The sequence below is a fragment of the Tardiphaga sp. P4_G1 genome, from assembly GCF_056401215.1.
The window spans coordinates 261,244-278,710 of record NZ_JBFUJU010000005.1; the positions used below are offsets into that span (position 1 = coordinate 261,244).

General features: G+C 62.6%; 15 protein-coding genes. 9 read left to right on the forward strand and 6 right to left on the reverse strand.

Annotation, left to right across the window (positions count from 1 at the left end):
- Positions 1–135: 135 nt before the first annotated feature.
- Positions 136–429 (forward strand): hypothetical protein, encoded by a 294-nt coding sequence (locus AC1DUY_RS13950; protein ID WP_478114951.1) that lies wholly within the window; start codon positions 136–138, stop codon positions 427–429.
- Between the two features lie 66 nt (positions 430–495).
- Here the strand turns inward: AC1DUY_RS13950 and AC1DUY_RS13955 are convergent, their stop codons facing one another.
- Positions 496–1,368: an SDR family oxidoreductase gene (locus tag AC1DUY_RS13955; protein WP_089265117.1), complete on the reverse strand. Its 873-nt coding sequence runs from the start codon at positions 1,366–1,368 to the stop codon at positions 496–498.
- A gap of 112 nt (positions 1,369–1,480) precedes the next feature.
- On the opposite strand from AC1DUY_RS13955, the gene AC1DUY_RS13960 reads away from it, so the two are divergent.
- The 6 genes from AC1DUY_RS13960 to ppc all read left to right on the forward strand — a co-directional run bounded on the left by AC1DUY_RS13960 (position 1,481) and on the right by ppc (position 9,743).
- Complete coding sequence (locus AC1DUY_RS13960) at positions 1,481–2,290, forward strand: crotonase/enoyl-CoA hydratase family protein (protein ID WP_478114953.1); 810 nt, start codon at positions 1,481–1,483, stop codon at positions 2,288–2,290.
- A gap of 238 nt (positions 2,291–2,528) precedes the next feature.
- Positions 2,529–4,073, forward strand: a complete 1,545-nt coding sequence (locus AC1DUY_RS13965; RefSeq protein WP_478114955.1) for an acyl-CoA synthetase — start codon at positions 2,529–2,531, stop codon at positions 4,071–4,073.
- Positions 4,074–4,095: 22 nt separating this feature from the next.
- Entirely contained in the window at positions 4,096–4,890 is a 795-nt protein-coding gene (locus tag AC1DUY_RS13970) for a transporter substrate-binding domain-containing protein (RefSeq protein WP_478114957.1), read from the forward strand.
- 60 nt (positions 4,891–4,950) lie between these two features.
- Positions 4,951–5,937 (forward strand): tripartite tricarboxylate transporter substrate binding protein, encoded by a 987-nt coding sequence (locus AC1DUY_RS13975; protein ID WP_478114959.1) that lies wholly within the window; start codon positions 4,951–4,953, stop codon positions 5,935–5,937.
- A 5-nt stretch (positions 5,938–5,942) separates the two neighbouring features.
- A complete protein-coding gene (locus tag AC1DUY_RS13980; protein ID WP_309948074.1) occupies positions 5,943–6,866 on the forward strand; it encodes a DUF1932 domain-containing protein in 924 nt (307 codons plus the stop codon).
- A 99-nt stretch (positions 6,867–6,965) separates the two neighbouring features.
- Positions 6,966–9,743: a phosphoenolpyruvate carboxylase gene (gene ppc / locus AC1DUY_RS13985; protein WP_478115282.1), complete on the forward strand. Its 2,778-nt coding sequence runs from the start codon at positions 6,966–6,968 to the stop codon at positions 9,741–9,743.
- A 154-nt stretch (positions 9,744–9,897) separates the two neighbouring features.
- On the opposite strand, the gene AC1DUY_RS13990 is transcribed toward ppc, so the two are convergent.
- Entirely contained in the window at positions 9,898–10,998 is a 1,101-nt protein-coding gene (locus AC1DUY_RS13990) for an SMP-30/gluconolactonase/LRE family protein (RefSeq protein ID WP_478114962.1), read from the reverse strand.
- A 307-nt stretch (positions 10,999–11,305) separates the two neighbouring features.
- Between AC1DUY_RS13990 and AC1DUY_RS13995 the strand changes: the two genes are divergently transcribed.
- A complete protein-coding gene (locus AC1DUY_RS13995; RefSeq protein ID WP_478114964.1) occupies positions 11,306–12,538 on the forward strand; it encodes a tetratricopeptide repeat protein in 1,233 nt (410 codons plus the stop codon).
- A gap of 59 nt (positions 12,539–12,597) precedes the next feature.
- On the opposite strand, the gene AC1DUY_RS14000 is transcribed toward AC1DUY_RS13995, so the two are convergent.
- The 4 genes from AC1DUY_RS14000 to AC1DUY_RS14015 all read right to left on the reverse strand — a co-directional run bounded on the left by AC1DUY_RS14000 (position 12,598) and on the right by AC1DUY_RS14015 (position 16,882).
- Positions 12,598–13,899: an MFS transporter gene (locus AC1DUY_RS14000; RefSeq protein ID WP_309948070.1), complete on the reverse strand. Its 1,302-nt coding sequence runs from the start codon at positions 13,897–13,899 to the stop codon at positions 12,598–12,600.
- 353 nt (positions 13,900–14,252) lie between these two features.
- Positions 14,253–15,176 (reverse strand): SDR family NAD(P)-dependent oxidoreductase, encoded by a 924-nt coding sequence (locus tag AC1DUY_RS14005; RefSeq protein ID WP_089265108.1) that lies wholly within the window; start codon positions 15,174–15,176, stop codon positions 14,253–14,255.
- Positions 15,177–15,324: 148 nt separating this feature from the next.
- Positions 15,325–16,464, reverse strand: coding sequence for a thiolase C-terminal domain-containing protein (locus tag AC1DUY_RS14010; RefSeq protein WP_309948068.1), 1,140 nt, complete (start codon positions 16,462–16,464; stop codon positions 15,325–15,327).
- A 4-nt stretch (positions 16,465–16,468) separates the two neighbouring features.
- The gene (locus AC1DUY_RS14015) at positions 16,469–16,882 is read right to left on the reverse strand and encodes a Zn-ribbon domain-containing OB-fold protein (RefSeq protein ID WP_120291263.1); all 414 of its coding nucleotides are present in this window, start codon (positions 16,880–16,882) and stop codon (positions 16,469–16,471) included.
- Between the two features lie 214 nt (positions 16,883–17,096).
- On the opposite strand from AC1DUY_RS14015, the gene AC1DUY_RS14020 reads away from it, so the two are divergent.
- Positions 17,097–17,429 carry an AtuA-related protein gene (locus AC1DUY_RS14020; protein ID WP_068735784.1) on the forward strand — a complete coding sequence of 111 codons (333 nt, stop codon included), beginning with the start codon at positions 17,097–17,099 and terminating at the stop codon, positions 17,427–17,429.
- The last annotated feature ends 38 nt before the right edge of the window (positions 17,430–17,467 follow it).

The window sequence follows — 17,467 nt, forward strand, 5'->3', positions numbered from 1 at the left end:
TCAACGAACAGTCAGGAGACGACGATGAGCCTCGATAACGGTGCCTTTCTCATTCACGATGTTGCGGCGTTCCCGATCGTGTGGGTCCGGCATGATGAGCTTCAGCCGGGAAGTGCGGCGCAGTGGGAGGTCGAGATGGACGATCTCATCGGCCGCAAGCAGCCTTTCGTCATGATCATGGTCAGTCATCATCATGATGAGGCGCATGAAGATCGCAAGGCGAGGGGGCTTTGGCTCAAGCGCAACAAAGCGACGCTCGCGCTGCTTTGCCGTGCCATTATTGCCGTCGAGCCGAATGCCGTCACACGCGTTCTCGTGGAGGCCCAGTCGGCACTTGCGACGAAGGCGTTCGGCATCAGTTCCGCGGTGGTCGCATCCGAAGACGAGGCCATGAGGGTTGCGCGCGAGCGGTTGCAGGTTGCGCGTTGATCAAAAAACAAAGCGAGGCCTCCCGCATGGGAGAGCCTCGCTGCCGGTCGAATTATTTTGCGGCCCTTACCCCCGCTGCGCCTTGTCCTTTTCGTTCTGCGCTTTGATGCTGTCGCGTGCCTGGATCCATTCGGCATCGGACCAGTCGCGCAGCTGATAGAAGTTGCCACCCATGGCGAGCGCTTGTGCGCCGTCCATGGCGATGGTCTCGCCTGATATCCAGTCGCAGCCGCCGGAGATCAGGAACACGGCAAGGTTCTGCAGTTCTTCCATCTTGCCGACGCGGCCCATCGGGTTCTGCGCGCGGGTGCGCGCGCCGGCCTCGTCGCCGGGCTTGATGCGCTTGCTCATGCCTTCAGTGGGAATTTCACCGGGCGCGATGGTGTTGAGGCGGATGCCGTAGCGCCCCCATTCGGTGGCCAGCGACATGGTCATGGCATGGATCGCCGATTTGCTCATGGCGGAGGGCACCACATAGGGGCTGCCGTTGCGTACCCAGGTCACGGTGATCGAGACCACGTTGCCCGGTACCTTGTCGGCGATCCAGCGCCGGCCGACTGCATGGGTCATGTAGAACGTGCCGTGCATCACGGTATTGGCGACCGCGTCGAAGCCGCGCGCCGACAGGTCCTGCGTCCGCGAGATGAAATTTCCGGCGGCGTTGTTGATCAGGTCGGTGAGGGGGCCGTCGGCCCAGATGCCTTCGATCATCGCATCGACCGCCGCGGCGTCGCGGATGTCGACGCCGTGGCTGGAGACCTTGCCGCCAAATTCCGCCATCAGCTCGGTTGCGGTCTCGTCGCATACAGCCTTGCGGCGACCGCAGATATGCACTTCGGCGCCGAGTTCGAGGAATTTCGCCGCCATCGATTTGCCGAGACCGGTGCCACCGCCGGTGACGAGGATTTTTCGGCCTGCGAGGAGCTGCTGATTGAACATGGGAGGGTCCTGCTTTAAGAGGATGCGGACGGGTTAATTAGTTGATTGACTAAACCCGATACCGCTTGCGTGTAAAGCGGGAAGAAAAACAAGTCTAGGAAGGAAACCTCCCATGGAAGACCGCATCTCTGTGTCCATGACGGACGGCGTTGCCGATGTTCGGCTGGTCCGCGCGGACAAGATGAATGCGCTGGATGCGGCGATGTTTGCGGCATTGGTCGATACCGCCGAGCGCCTGAGCCACGAGAAGGGCCTGCGCGCGGTGGTGCTGTCCGGCGAGGGCCGGGCGTTCTGCGCCGGCCTCGACATGGGACGATTCGCCGCGATGAATGAGGGCGGCGGCGACGGTATTGGCGGCGCGCAGAAGCGCGACCTGTCACTGCGCACACACGGTCTTTGCAATCACTCCCAGCAGGCGGTGTGGGGCTGGCGTCAATTGCCGGTGCCGGTGATCGCGGCGGTTCATGGCGTCGCCTTTGGCGGCGGTTTCCAGGTCGCACTCGGTGCCGACATGCGGTTTCTCGCGCCGGACACGCGCATGTCGGTGATGGAAATCAAATGGGGCCTGGTGCCCGACATGGCGGGCACGCCGATCCTCGCCAGCCTCGTGCGCGACGATATCCTGCGCGACCTCACTTACACCGGCCGCATCTTCTCGGCACAGGAAGCCCTGAGCTACGGTCTCGCCACGCGCATCTGTGACGATCCGCGCGCCGAAGCGCTCGAGACGGCGCGCGAGATCGCTGGCAAGAGCCCCGATGCGATCCGCGCCGCCAAGCGCATGCTCAACAATCTTGCGGTCGATCCCGGTCCGGCGCTGCTCGCCGAATCCGTCGAGCAGATGAAGCTGATGGGCGGGCCGAACCAGACCGAAGCCGTGCGCGCGAATATCGAGAAGCGTGCGCCGAAATTTGTGGACTGAAAAACTTTGTCCTCATCCTGAGAGTCTGACCGAAAATGCGGTTCGTAGAGTCAGCCACGCAGTACATCGTCATGCCCGGCGAATGCCGGGTATCCACGTCTTGGCCAAGTTCTAAGACGTGGATGGCCGGGACAAGCCCGGCCATGACGGAGCTTTGAATTGCTTCGTCGCAAGGGCTCCTCGCAATGACGGCGAAGAGTTCATCAAAAATCAAAAACAAAAATCCGGAAACGTATCCATGTCGACAAATTCCCTGTTTCAAGGTGTCATCTCAGGCGATCGTCGCCGCGGCTTTGCCGAACTGACCGAGCGCGCGAGCCGCATCGCCGGCGGGTTGTCGCGGCTTGGCGTCAAGCAGGGCGACAGCGTCAGCATCCTGATGCGCAACGACATCGCGTTTCTTGAAGCGGCCTATGCAGTGGCGCAGCTCGGCGCTTACGGCGTACCGGTGAACTGGCACTTCAAGCCGGAAGAGATCACTTATGTGATCAAGGATTCCGGCAGCAATATCCTGATCGCTCATGCCGATATGCTGCATCAGCTGCACGAGGCAATTCCGCAGGGCATCGTGTCGCTGAGCGTGCCGACGCCGCCGGAGATCATTGCCAATTACAAGGTCGATCCCGCACGGCTCGGTACGCCGGACGGCGCCATCGATCTGGAGAGCTGGCTGACCGAACAGGCGCCCTATGACGGCCCCGCGCTGCCGCAGCCGCACAACATGATCTACACGTCGGGCACCACCGGCCATCCAAAGGGCGTGCGCCGTTTCGCGCCAACGCCGGAGCAGGCGGCGTCCGCCGACCAGATGCGTGCACGCGTCTATGGCCTCAAGCCCGGTGCACGCGCTTTGCTGCCCGGACCGCTCTATCACTCGGCCCCCAATGCCTTCGCGCTGCGCGCTGGGCGCCTCGGTGGCGCGCTGGTGATGATGCCGCGCTTCGATCCCGAAGAATTCCTGCGCGTGGTGCAGGACGAGAAGATCGACACCATCTTCATGGTGCCGACCATGTTCATCCGCCTGATGAAACTGCCGGAGGATATCCGCAAGAAATACGACATGTCGTCGCTGCGCCACATCATCCATGCCGCCGCGCCGTGCCCGGCCGACGTCAAGACCGCGATGATCGACTGGTGGGGCCCGGTGATCTACGAATTCTACGGCTCGACCGAATCCGGTGCGGTGACCTTCGCCAATTCCGAGGACGCGCTGAAGAAGCCCGGCACCGTCGGCAAGATCGCGCCCGGCGCTGAATTGCGTTTCCTAGGTGACGACGGCCAGATCCTGCCGCAAGGCGAGATCGGCGAGATCTATTCGCGCATATCAGGCAATCCGGATTTCACCTATCACAACAAGCCGGAGAAGCGCGCCGAGATCGACCGCGACGGTTTCATCACCTCGGGCGATGTCGGCTATCTCGATGCCGACGGCTACGTCTTCATCTGCGATCGCAAGCGCGACATGGTGATCTCCGGCGGCGTCAATATCTATCCCGCCGAAATCGAATCCGCGCTGCATGCGCTGCCCGGCGTCCATGACTGTGCCGTGTTCGGTATTCCCGACGAGGAGTTCGGCGAGTCCCTGATGGCGGTGATCGAGCCGCAGCCCGGCGTGCTGCTCGACCTGGCGACAGTGCGCGCGGACCTCAAGAAGGCGCTGGCCGACTACAAGGTGCCGAAGCAGATGGAGATCCAGAGCAATCTGCCGCGCGAAGACTCCGGCAAGATCTTCAAGCGCCGGCTGCGCGATCCTTATTGGGCCAAGGCTGGGCGGACGATCTAGGAGGTCGATGATGCGCGTGGCAATGATTGGAAACAAACTTGCCGCGCAGATCGCGGCGATCGCTCTCCTGGTGGCAGCGTTTGCCGGTCCTGCAGTTGCCGTCGATCTCGAGCTGAAGCAGATCCTCGCCCCAAGCGGGAAGCTGCGTGTCGGGCTCTATCCGGGAACACCGACGTCTATTCTCGTATCGCAAACCGAAGGCCCGCGTGGTGTCGGTTACGATCTCGGCAAGGAGCTCGCGCGGCAATTGGGCGTGCCCTATGAGCCGGTGGTGTTCTCCAGGAATGCCGAGGTTCTCGAAGCGGTGAAGACAGGCGCCGTCGATGCCGCCTTCACCAATGCGTCGGCCGCGCGTGCGAACGACATGGATTTCGGCCCGTCTTATCTGGAAAGCGATCTTGGCTATCTCGTCGCGAAAGAGTCCAGGGTTGCGGGGGCTGATGATGTCGATGTCAAAGGCGTCCATGTCGGCGTCACCGCCGGAAGTTCATCCTATGCCGTTCTGTCGCGCGATTTGAAGAATGCCGAGGTCGTTCGCGTGCCGGCCATCAGGCTTGCGCCCGGCCTGCTGATGGCCGGCAGCATTGATGTGTTCGCCACCAACAAGGCGACGCTGTTCGAACTCGCCGAACAGGCACCGGGGGCGAAGGTGCTGGAGGGACGCTGGGGCGTCGAGCGGCATGCCATCGCGATCCCCAAGGGTCGCGACGAGGGGATGGTATTTGTCCGCAAATTCACCGAGGATGTGAAGGCGCAGGGACTGGTCGATGCGGCCATCGCACGGTCCGGACTGCGCGCCGCGACCACAGCCAAGTAGCTATATCAAGTAGCAACGACACGAGATTGTTGCGCGATATTACAAGAGGGACGACAACCCATGCCCGTGTCTTTGCCTGCGCCCATGAAACTGGCCATCGCCACGGCGGCTGCGCTGCTGTCTTTCACCAGCCCGTCGCTGCACGCCCAGACGTTTCCGAGCAAGCAGGTGACGATCCTCGTACCCTATGCGGCCGGCGGCGCGGTCGACGTGCTGGCGCGGACCTTTGCGCAGTCGCTGTCAAAGACTTGGGGGCAGCAGCCGGTGGTGGACAACCGTCCGGGCGCCGGTGGCATCATCGCCTCGCAGGCCCTCGCGAAGTCGCCGCCCGATGGCTATACGCTGATCCTCGTCGCATCGGGCCATCCGCTCAATCAGTTCTTCTATCCGAAGCTGCCTTACGACACGTTCAAGGATTTCACGGCGATCAGCGAAGTCGCCTATTCGCCACTGGCCATCGTGGTGTCGAAGGACAATCCGGCGAAGAACCTGCAAGAGTTGCTGGCGCAGGCGAAAGCCAAGCCGGACTCGCTGTCCTACGGCATGTCCGGCAATGGCACCTCGGCGCATCTCGCCGGCGAATTGCTGAACCATATGGCCGGCACCAAGATCGTCTCGATCCCCTATAAGGGCGGTGCGCCGGCGCTCACCGCGGTGATTGCTGGCGATATTCCCATGAGCATCAATCCGCTGCCCGAGATCGTCGGCCAGCTCGAAGGCGGCGCGGTGCGCGCCATGGCCGTGACGACGGCTACGCGCTCGGCGGCACTGCCCAATGTGCCGACGGTCGCCGAATCCGGTGTCGCCGGTTATGATACGGCGGTGTGGTGGGGATTCCTCGGACCTGCCGGCATGCCGGCCGATGTCGTGGCGAAGATTCATGCGGATCTGGTGACGGCGCTGAAGGATCCGGTGGTGCTGGCGGCGCTGAAGAAAATCGATGCCACACCGGTCGGCTCCTCGCCCGCCGACTTCGACAAGTTCATGCATGACGAAGCGGACAAATGGGGGCCGGTGCTGAAGGCGGCAAACATCAAGGTCCAGTAAGCAATATGACTGAACGTTCGAACCAGTGGCACGTCGGCCTGATCGGCTATGGCGAAGTCGGGCGCATTCTCGCTGAAGACCTGCGCAAGCAGGATGTCCGCGTCAGCGCCTATGATCTCAAGCTCGACGGCAAAGATGCCGGGGCGCTCCGCGACCATGCCGAGACCCATGGTGTCACGCTCGCATCTTCGCATGCCGATCTCGCGTCAGGCGCAGATTTCATCGTCTGTGCGGTGACCGCAAGCCAGACGGTGCCGGCGGCGCAGGCCTGCGTGCCCGGTCTGAAGCCGCAGGCATGGTTTCTCGATTTCAACTCGGCATCTCCCGGCGCGAAGCAACGTGCGGCGGCGCTGATCGATGGCGCCGGCGGGCGCTATATCGAGGGCGCGGTCATGACCTCCATCCCGCCATACCGCATCAGGGTGCCGCTGCTGCTCGGCGGCACCGGCGCGCGCGATCTCGCGCCGCTGCTCAACGCCATCGGCTTCGATGCGCAAGTCGCCAGTGACAGGCTTGGCGTCGCCTCGGCGACCAAGATGTGCCGCAGCATCATGATCAAGGGCCTCGAGGCCATGGTGATCGAGAGCTTTACGACCGCACGCGCCTATGGCGTCGAGGACGCGGTGATCGCCTCGCTGGTCGAGACGTTTCCGAGCATCGACTGGGAGAAGCAGGGCGCCTATTTCTTTCAGCGCGTCATCGAACACGGTCGCCGCCGCAGCGAGGAAGTCCGCGAGGTCGCCGAGACCGTCCGCGAGATCGGGCTCACGCCGTGGTCGGCCGAAGGCACGGCCGAGCGTCAGGGCTGGATCGCGGATCTCGCTGAAGACGGGCTGTTCGGCACCAAGGGCGAGGCGGGTTTCGCGCGCAGCGCCGACTGGCGCACCGAGGCGGATCGGATCTTAGGTAAGGTAAAGCCACGAAGCTGAGTTCCGGGACACTGCTGGGCGCTGCAACTTCGTCTTGCGTCGCAGCATGACTTGCGACCAAATGGGGCGCCGGCAACTTCCTGGAGCGTCCTTGTGTCCCTGACCCTGTCCACCGAAGAACCCGCATCCCAGCGCGGTGACGATCCCGCTCACCAGGAGGCCGATGCCCGGCTGCGCGAGGATATCCGGCTGCTCGGCCGCATCCTTGGCGATACCGTGCGCGATCAGGAAGGCGAGGCAGTGTTCGCCCTGGTCGAGAATATCCGCCAGACCTCGGTCCGCTTCCACCGCGGCGACGACAAGCTGGCGCGGCGTGAACTCGAAGCCATCCTCGACGGCATGTCGATCGCTGAGACCGTGCGCATCGTTCGCGCCTACAGCTATTTCTCCCATCTCGCCAATATCGCCGAGGACCAGAACAACATCCGCCGGATGCGGGCGCAGCGCGCGAATGCGGCTAACGCATCGGGCACGCTGGCCCATGCGGTGAAGCGCGCGCGCGAGGCCGGCATCGATGCCGCGCTGCTCAGCAAGTTCTTCGGACAGGCGCTGATCAGTCCGGTGCTGACCGCGCATCCCACGGAAGTGCGCCGCAAGAGCACCATCGACCGCGAAATGGAAATCGCGGCATTGCTGGACCGGCGCGAGCGCATGCAGCTCACCGCGGAAGAGATTGAGGCCTCCGAGGAACAGTTGCGCCGCGCCGTCGTCACCCTGTGGCAGACCAATCTGCTGCGCCGGAGCAAGTTGACGGTGCTCGACGAAGTCGCCAACGGATTGTCGTTCTACGACTACACGTTCCTGCGCGAGGTGCCGCGGCTGCATTGCGTGCTGGAAGACAGCCTGCGCGCGCAGGGCGGCGCGGCCGAACTCGGCTCGTTCCTGCGCATGGGCAGCTGGATCGGCGGCGACCGCGACGGCAATCCGTTCGTCACGGCGGATGTGATGCGCGGCACCATGATGCTGCAGAGCAGGCGCGCCTTCAGCTTCTATCTCGACGAACTTCACGCGCTGGGCGCAGAACTGTCGATGGCGGCGCATCTCGCCGATGTTTCCGATGAACTCCGCGCATTGGCCGAACGCTCTCCTGATCCATCGCCGCACCGCGCCGGCGAGCCCTATCGTCTGGCGATCTCCGGCGTCTATGCCCGCATGGCGGCAACGGCCCATGCGCTAGAATTGCCGAATCGCCGTGCGGCCGTGGGTGATGCGCCGGCCTATGCATCGGCGCAGGAGTTCAAGGCCGATCTCGATGTGCTCGATCGTTCGCTGATCGCTGATAATTCCGCAGTCATCGCCCGCGGCCGGCTGCGGCAATTGCGCCGCGCGGTGGATTGTTTCGGCTTCTATCTCGCCAGTCTCGACATCCGGCAGAATTCCGCTGTGCACGAGCGCACCGTCGCCGAACTGATCGATGCGGCGATGCCCGGCACGTCCTATCTCGCGCTCGGCGAGGAAGCGCGCATCGCGCTGCTGACGAATGAATTGAAGAACGCGCGGCCGCTCGGCTCGCTGTTCGTCAAATACAGCGACGAGACGCTAGGCGAACTTGCGCTGTTTCGCATGGCCGCGCAGGTTCATGCGAAATTCGGCGCGGCCGCGATCCCTCAATGCATCATCTCCATGTGCAAGGGCGTCTCCGACATGCTCGAAGTCGCGGTGCTGCTGAAGGAAGTCGGGCTCGTCGATTGCTCCGGCCGCAGCGCCATCAACATCGTGCCGTTGTTCGAAACCATCGAGGATCTGCAGGCCTCGGCAGCGATCATGGACCGCATGTTCTCGCTGCACGACTATCGCAAGCTGGTCGACAGCCGCGGCGCGGTGCAGGAAGTCATGCTCGGCTATTCGGACAGCAACAAGGATGGCGGCTTCGTCACTTCCGGCTGGGAACTGTACAAGGCCGAGATCGAGCTCATCGAAGTGTTCGAGCGGCATCACATCCGGCTCAGGCTGTTCCACGGTCGCGGCGGCTCGGTCGGCCGCGGCGGTGGCCCGAGCCACGATGCGATTCTGGCGCAGCCCGGCGGCGCGGTGGATGGGCAGATCCGCATTACCGAACAGGGTGAAATCATCTCCAGCAAATATTCCAACGCCGAGGTCGGCCGCAACAATCTGGAAATCCTCGCCGCTGCAACGCTGGAAGCAAGCCTGCTGGCGCCAAAGCACAGCGCGCCGCGCCGCGAATATCTCGAAGCCATGGAGGAGATTTCCGAACTGGCCTTCAAGGCTTATCGCGGCCTCGTCTACGAGACCGAAGGCTTCGTCGATTACTTCTGGGAATCCACCGTCATCAATGAGATCTCGACGCTGAACATCGGCAGCCGTCCGGCCTCGCGCAAGAAGACCCGTGCTATCGAGGATTTGCGCGCGATCCCGTGGGTGTTCTCCTGGGCGCAGTGCCGCTTGATGCTGCCAGGCTGGTACGGTTTCGGCAGCGCCATCGAGGCGTGGCTCGCCAATCATCCCGACAAGGGCATGGCCTTCCTGCAGGAGATGCACCGCGAATGGCCGTTCTTCCGCACGCTACTGTCCAACATGGACATGGTGTTGGCCAAGAGCTCCATCGCCATCGCCTCGCGCTATGCGGAGCTTGTCGCCGACCAAAAGCTGCGCGAGACCATCTTTGGCCGCATCCGCGGCGAATGGCATCTGTGCATCGAGACGCTGCTGGATATCATGGAGCAGGAGCGCCTGCTGCAAAACAACCCGCTGCTCGACCGCTCGATTCGCAACCGCTTCCCGTATCTCGATCCGCTCAACCACGTGCAGGTCGAGTTGCTGAAAGAGCACCGTGCAAATAATCCGGACGAGCAGGTGCTGCGCGGGATTCAGCTGACGATCAATGGGATCTCGGCGGGGCTGCGGAATAGCGGGTAGTCGTCGAGACGCTACGTCCTATCCCTATGTCATGGCCGGGCTTGACCCGGCCATCCATCTTCTCCGTTGCTTGCCGCAAAGCTGGATGCCCGGGTCAAGCCCGGGCATGACGTGGAGAGAGTTGCGCGAAGCCGCTGGCTGCGACGTGGGCCCCTCAACAGTAATGCGCGCCCTGCGTTTCCACATAGACCGCATAGAGTGACTGGCTCGCCGTCATGAACAGCCGGTTGCGCTTCTTGCCGCCGAAACACACGTTCGCGCAGGTCTCCGGAAGCTTGATCTGGCCGATGCGCTGGCCGTCCGGCGCGAAGATCTGCACGCCGTCATAGCCCTCGCCGACCCAGATGTTGCCTTCGGTGTCGACGCGCAGCCCGTCAGGGAAGCCGGACTTGCCATCCAGCGTCATGTCGATCAGCGGCTTGCCATTCGAGAGCTTGCCGCCGTCGACGTCGTACTGCCAGACGACATTCTTGGCATTGGGATAATGCGTGATGCCGGTGTCGCAGACATAGAGCTTCTTGTAGTCCGGGCTGAAGGCCAGACCATTCGGTTTGAACGGATCGTCTGCGACCTTGGCGATCTGGCCGCTGGTCGGATCGATGCGATATACCGCTTCCTTCTGGTGCGGCTGCGTGACGCCCGGCGCCGCGCGTTGTCCTTCATAGAGATTGATGGCGCCGTAGCCGGGATCGGTGAACCAGATCGCCTTGTCGATCGGATTGACCACCATATCGTTCGGCCCGTTCAGCGGCTTGCCGTTTGCCTGTTCAGCCAGCGTCGTGACGCTGCCATTGTGCTCGAAGCGGACAAGGCGCGTGCGCTGCGCGGAAAGCTGGCGGCCCTCTGTGTCGAACGAATTCCCGTTGCTCTCCTCGGATGGATAGCGGAAGCGCTCGGAGATGTGGCCGTCATCGTCGAGATAACGCAACTGGCGATTGGCAGGGATATCGCTCCAGATCAGATACTGACCCTGTGCATTCCACGCCGGTCCCTCCGCCCACAGGCAGCCCGTATAGAGCCGCTTGATGACGGTGTTGCCGACTCTCGCCTTGAAGCGATTGGCGTCGATGACGACGATATCGGGATCGGGATAGCGCTGCGGTTCCGCGCCGCGACCGAAGTTGCGCGCGAGTGCATCAGGTGCGATCAGCGTCGTCGCTGCCAATGCAGCGGCGCTGCCCAGGATATTTCTGCGACTGAGTGAGTGGGATGGTGCGGCGGGGTGAGCAGAGTCTTGCGTGAGCTGAGTTGGCATCGTCGTCCTCCCGGCTTTTCTGGTTTTCTCCAGCCGTTGCCAGCAGTCTAAATACCGTTGCGACGTCGATGCTACACGATTCGATGCTGCCGCGCGGTCATGGCGGTGCACAAGCGCGCATCGCAGCGCAGTGAACGTTTTGATAGTTCCACGCGACCAATGGCCAAATCTCTCATACTGATGTGTGGTTCCCATGTCGTCGTTTTGCTGTCACATGCGCGTTGCAGTCGCTTCTGCAGCATTGCTGTTCGCCACATCATTGTCAGCGCACGCGGATAATGGATGTCGCCCGCCGATGGATCAGCGGATGATCGCAGGCTGTAGCGATATCATCGATCGTCCCGGCGCAACGGATGCCGAGCGCTCCGAAGCGCTTCGCCTTCGCGCCATCGGGAACTTCGAACTCGGCCATATGGAGGCGGCGCGCGCGGATTTTACTGCGTTCATCGCACTCAATCCTGATTCTGCGAAAGGCTATGGCGCGCGCGCCATGGTCCACAACCGCCTCGACGAATTCGATCTGGCTATCGCGGATGCTAACAAGGCGATCGCCCTCGATCCCACTTACGCCTCGGGCTTCGGCTCGCGGGCGAGCGCCTATGAATCCAAGGGCGATTTCGTGCGGGCGCGCGCCGACTATGACAAGGCGATTCGCCTGCAGCCGGGCAATTCATCCTACCACCGCGGACGCGGAATGTTGCGGAAGAGATTGGCCGACATCGATGGCGCGATCGCGGATTTCTCGGAAGCCATCCGCCTCGATCCGAAAGACTATGCGGCGTTTGCATTGCGCGGCAACAGCCGTGCCGCCAAGAAAGACTACGAGAGGGCGTTGGCCGACTATGACGCTGCGCTACAGATCGAGCCCGGCGACAGCTATGCCCACCGTGGTCGCGCCGACATCAGGATTCGACGCGGCGACAATGACGGCGCGATCGCGGATTTCGATGTCGTTCTGGCCGGCAATCCGAACGACGTCGGCGCCCATGTTGACCGCGGCATCGCCTTCGCGCGCAAGGGCGATTTCGCCGGCGCGATCCCGGACCTGGATGCGGCGCTGAAGCTGAGGCCGGATGATCCCGACACCCGCAACCGGCGGTCGCATATGAACTTCATCGAGGGACATTTCGCCGAGGCTGCCGCCGATTTCGGCGACGTGGTCGAGAAGACGCCGGAATACGAGCTGGGCAAGCTGCTACGCTACATCGCGCGGGCGCGCAGCGGCGACAACGACATCGGCGAGCTGAAACGCAATACCGACAAGCTCGATCGCAAGGGCTGGCCATGGCCGATGGTCGCGGTCTATCTCGGCCAGATGAGTCGGGAGGAGATGCTCGCCAAAATGAAGAACATGCGGCTGGAGGACGACTTCGGCGATTGCGGCGTGTCGTTCTATCTCGGCCAGTATCTGATGGTGAAGCACAAGCCGCAGGAGGCGCTGCCCTATCTGAAACAGGCAGCTGAAGTGTGCCGGGGCGATGGCGAATTCGAGCGTGACGCGGCTCGCGCCGAGCTCAGGCGGCAGCAGGCGGCGCGCTGATCAATAAAAAAGGGGCAGCGTTGGCACTGCCCCTTTTTGACGTTTGCCGGCAAGCGCGCTCAGACCTCGTGCTTGTCCGAAGCGAAGATCGCGATGAGCGTGATCGTCGCGGCGGCGAGCACGTAATAGCCGATGTAAGCGAGACCGTAATTTGCCTGCAGCCAAGTGGCGATATAGGGCGCCAGTGAGGCGCCGAAGATGCTCGCCAGATTGAACGTCATCGACGCGCCCGTATAGCGCACGGTGGTCGGGAACGGTGCCGCGAGTGCGGCGCCGATCAGGCCGTAATTGATGCCGAAGATCGCCAGACCGATCAGCGCGAAGGCATAGATGCCCGCCACGCCGCCTGACAGCAGCGGCGCCAGGAAGAACGAGAACACGATCACCATCAGGCAATTGGCGATCAGCAGCGTGCGGCGACCGATCTTGTCGGCGAGCAGGCCGGCCAGGATGTTGGTGGTGCCGAAGGCGACGGCGCCGGCGATCTGCACCTTGAGCGCATCGAGCAGCGACATCTTCGCGATACCGACATTGTAGGACAGCAGATAGGCCGTGCAGACATAGAAGAACACGAAGGTCATCAGACCGACCAGCGTGCCGAGCACGAGGCTGCGCTTGTGCTTGCGCAGCAGCTCCATGCTGGGGACGGCAACGCGCTCGGCCTTCTCGATTGCCTTCTGGAATTCCGGCGTCTCGGTGATCGACAGGCGCACCCACAATCCGATGGCGATCAGCACGATGGAGGCGAGGAACGGCACGCGCCACGCCCAGCTCAGGAACGTTTCCGGCGAGACGAAATGCAGCAGGATGAAGAATGTGCCGGACGAGAGGAACAGGCCGAGCGGCGCACCGAGTTGCGGGAACATGGCGTACCAGTTGCGCTTGCCTTCCGGCGCGTTCTCGGTGGCGAGCAGCACTGCGCCGCCCCATTCACCGCCGAGTCCAAAGCCCTGACCGAAACGGCACAGCACCAGCAGCAGCGGCGCAGCGAGGCCGATCTGCGCATGCGTCGGCAGCAGGCCTATCAGCACGGTCGAGATTCCCATGGTGAGCAATGCTGCGACCAGCGTGGTCTTGCGGCCGACGCGATCGCCGAAATGACCGAACACGACAGCGCCGAACGGACGCGCAAAGAACGCGATCGAGAACACCGCGAAGGACGCGAGCAGCGCGGCGGTGTCGTTGCCGGCCGGGAAGAACAGTTTTGGAAACACCAGCACCGCGGCGGTGGCGTAGACGTAGAAGTCGAAGAATTCGATGGTGGTGCCGATCAGGCTCGCCAGCAAAACGCGGGCGGGGGAATTCAGCGGCTTGGAATGCGGCATGGCCGCGGAGGGCATCGCGCCCGCGTGATCTGTCATGATGTTCGTCCAGCAAATACGGTTTCGTCCGCACATGCGTGACGTCAAACCCGTTGATTGCTGGTGACATAGCCGGTCTTGGCCGGCGTTTGAATTCTTTATGACGAAATTAGCGTAATCTCGGGTCAGATAAGACCGCTATGCATAGCTATTTGAGTAATATTGTTTCGTTTTCGATTTTGGGTTGTGGAGATGGTCGGTGTGTCGGCGGCGAGAGGGCGCCAACCTCTCCACGTCATGCCCGGGCAAAGCGCGAAGCGCGGCTTCGCTAGATATCCCGGGCATCCACGCCTTTTGTTTGGTCGCCAAGACGTGGATGGCCGGGACAAGCCCGGCCATGACGCAGAGTGCGGTTAGACTGGATCCCAGCTGAAAATGTCTGCCGAACGGTCGAGCTTGTAGAAGGACGACTTCAGCGCCGGCATGCCGTGCTCGGCGAGGGACTGCGGGGTCCAGCCTTCGGCGCGGTGGATCGAGCGCAGCGGGCGCGACTGGCCCATCAGGAAGATCTCGTTCATGCGCGCGGCAAAGATCTGCCCGGAGATTTCCTTGGCGTCGTCGGAGAGCAGATGCGCCACCAGCGGTGCGATCTTTTCCGGACCCATGCGCTGCATGCGTTCGACGCGGGCCTTCTCGGCTTCGGTCTCGGTCGGGATGCTGCCGATCATGCGGCTCCAGGCAAAGGGCGAGACGCAGTTCGAATTGACGCCAAAGCGGCCCATGTCGAGCGCGATCGACTTCGACAGGCCGACGATGCCGAGCTTGGCCGCCGAGTAATTGGCCTGGCCGAAATTGCCGATCAGACCCGAGGTCGAGGTGAAGTGCACGAACGAGCCGGAATTCTGCTCGCGGAAATATCGCGCGGCAGCATGGGATGTATAGAACGAGCCCATCAGATGGACCTTGATCACCATCTCGAAGGCATCGATGGACATCTTGTGGAAGATCGCGTCGCGCAGGATGCCGGCATTGTTCACCACACCGTCGATCTTGCCGTAGGTGTCCACGGCCTGCTTGATGATCTTGCTGGCCGGGATCGCTTCGGCCACCGACTCGAAGTTCGCGACGGCGGTGCCGCCGGCCTTGGTGATTTCCTCGACGACCTGTTCGGCCGGAGCCGCGCCATCGCCGCCCGAACCGTCGGTGCCGACGCCGGGATCGTTGACGACGACCTTGGCGCCTTCAGCGGCGCAGAGCAGCGCAATGCCACGGCCGATGCCGCGACCCGCGCCGGTGACGACAATGACCTTGCCGTCGAGTGATTTGGTAGATGCCATGTGGTTTTCCTTTTGGTGGTGAATTCTGGCGAAATACTCTCAGTCGTCATACGCGGGCTTGACCCGCGTATCCATCTGTCTTCGCAAGATGCCTTTTCCGAAGAAGATGGATTGCCGGGTCAAGCCCGGCAATGACACCGAGGGTGAGTTACTTCTCGTTGGTAAAAATCACCGTCCCCGACGCAGCGAACATGCCGCCGACGCCGTGACATACGGAAATCTTCGCACCCGGCACCTGCGCCGGTGCGATGCCGCGCATCTGGCGCACGCTCTCCTGCAGTGCATACATGCCGTACATTCCGGAATGCATATAGCTGAGGCCGCCGCCATTGGTGTTCATCGGCAGCTTGCCGCCGGGGCGGGTGTTGCCGTCGGCAATGAACTTGCCGGTCTCCTCATGCGGCATGAAGCCGAGATCGCCGAGACCATACAGCGGCAGATGCGCGAAGGCATCGTAGATCATCAGGTGATCGACGTCCTTATGCGCGATCCCCGCCTCGCGGAATGCGGTCGGTCCGGCCACGGTGAAGGCGCGCGATGAATCGAAGGTCTTCATCTGGCTGACCATCGGCGTTTCCACGCTCTCGCCGGTGCCGAGAATATAGACCGGCTTGTTCGGGAAATCCTTCGCGCGATCCGCCGAGGTCAGGATCAGCGCGCCGCCGCCATCGGTGACGAGGCAGCATTGCAGGATGCGGAACGGATAGGCGATCATCTTCGAGTTCAGCACGTCCTCGACCGTGATCGGCGCCTTCATCATTGCACGCGGATTCTTCGCGGCCCATTCGCGCTGGAACACCGCCACTGAAGCAATCTGCTCATGGGTGATGCCGTGCGTCTTCATGTAGCGCAGCACGGGAATCGGGAACATGCTCGGYGGGCCGTAGACACCGTAAGGCGCCTCAAACTGGCCTTGCAGGCTGTCGGCCGGAATCGAGCGCGGCAGTTTGCCGATCATCGACTTGCCGGACTCCGCGTGCGTGATCAGAACCGTCTTGCACAGGCCGGCCTCGATCGCCGCGGCCGCGTGGCGAACATGCAGCATGAACGAGCAACCGCCGACGGACGTACCGTCGACCCAGGTCGGGGTGATGCCGAGATAATGCGCGATCTGCTGCGGCGTCTCGACGGCCGTGGCGATGCCATCGATGTCGGACAGTTTTAGCCCGGCATCCTTGATGGCATTGAGGGCCGCATCCGCGTGAAGCTGGATCTGCGACATGTTGGGGATGACGCCGAGCTCGGTGGTCTCGGCTGCGCCGACAACGGCGACTGCGTTTCTGCGCATGATCTCAGCCCTTCGCCGGACGGAATACGGGGAGGGTGATGGCGTCGTCGAGCTTCTCGAAGGCGACCTCGAGCTTCATGTCGAGTTCGAGCGCTTCGGGCGTCTGCGGGCAATCGATGATGTTGCTCATCAGCCGCGGACCTTCCTCAAGCTCAACCACGGCAATCGCGTAAGGCGGCGTGAAGCCCGGCGCGGCGGGCCGATGATTGATGACGTAGCTGTAGAGGAAACCCTTGCCCGAGGCCTTGAACACCGACACCTTGCGCGAGGCGCAGCCGGGACAAAACGGCCGCGGTGGAAAATACACATTGCTGCAATCGTCGCAGCGCTGCAGGCGGAGTTCGCCGGCTTTGGCGCCGTCCCAATAATGCTGGGTTTCCGGTGTCGGTTTCGGCCGCGCGCGGGCTGGTTCAGCCATGTGTGGTGTTCTCTCCCTTGGACGGGGATTTGGCCCCGTTCGTTGTCCTCTGGATGGACATTCCACATTCCACCGGGGGCGGTCCAGCGCGCGTGCTGCATGGCCGTATCTGCTCACTGCGGGACGACGTGGAATTCAGGTTGAAATACGTGCGCGGCTTGTCCCGCTGCAACCTGGCAGGGTAGGTTGGTACGGATGGTTCAGGGAGCATGACGTGAAGCTGCGCGAGATCGCCCATTCCCGCACAGGTGACAAAGGCAACATTTCCAACATCTCGGTAATTGCCTTTGACGCAAAGCTATATCCGTTGATAGTATCCCAGGTAACCGCCGCGCGCGTGAAGGCCCTGTTTGCGGGCATCGTCGCGGGCGAGGTGGTCCGCTACGAGCTGCCCAATCTCGCAGCGTTGAACTTCGTGATGGATCAGGCGCTTGGCGGCGGGGTGACGCGATCGCTGGCGCTCGATGCGCATGGCAAATCGCTCAGCTCCGCGCTGCTCGATCTGGAAATCGAGGACACTTTCGGCGATACCGACCGGGCGCCGTGACCACCTGCGGGTCCGGCAAGACACACAGGATGCCGCGA